1 protein-coding gene is annotated in these 503 nt (G+C 56.1%); it reads left to right on the plus strand.

The genetic code is table 11. From position 1 onward, the window contains the following. Positions 1 to 503, plus strand: a 503-nt coding sequence (locus ACTHUR_RS18845) for a lysophospholipid acyltransferase family protein (RefSeq protein WP_440400300.1), incomplete at both ends; no start/stop codon positions are given.

Consider the following 503-nt stretch of genomic DNA (forward strand, 5'->3'; position numbering starts at 1 on the left):
CTCCATCATCTGCGCCAAACACCAAAGCGGCTGGGAAACCCTCGCCCTGCAAGAAATCTTCCCGCCGCCGGTTTACGTCGCCAAACGCGAATTGTTCAAAATCCCCTTCTTCGGCTGGGGACTGAAACTCGTCAAAACCATAGGCATAGACCGCAGCAACAGCCGCGAAGCCAGCAAACAACTGATGGAACAAGGCATGGCGCGCAAAAACGAAGGCTACTGGATCACCATCTTCCCCGAAGGCACACGCCTGCCGCCCGGCGAAAAAGGCCGCTACAAACTCGGCGGCGCGCGCATGGCGAAAATGTTTGAAATGGACATCGTCCCCGTCTCCCTCAACAGCGGCGAATTTTGGCCGAAAAATTCCTTCCTCAAACACCCCGGCACCATCACCGTCGTCATCCACCCCGTTATCCCCCACAGCAGCGGGACGGAGGTCGAATTGATGGCGGAATGCGAAAAACGGATTGAAACGCAACAACCCCTGATTGAAGGAAAAGGAC

The organism is Neisseria sp. P0021.S007, from assembly GCF_051956855.1.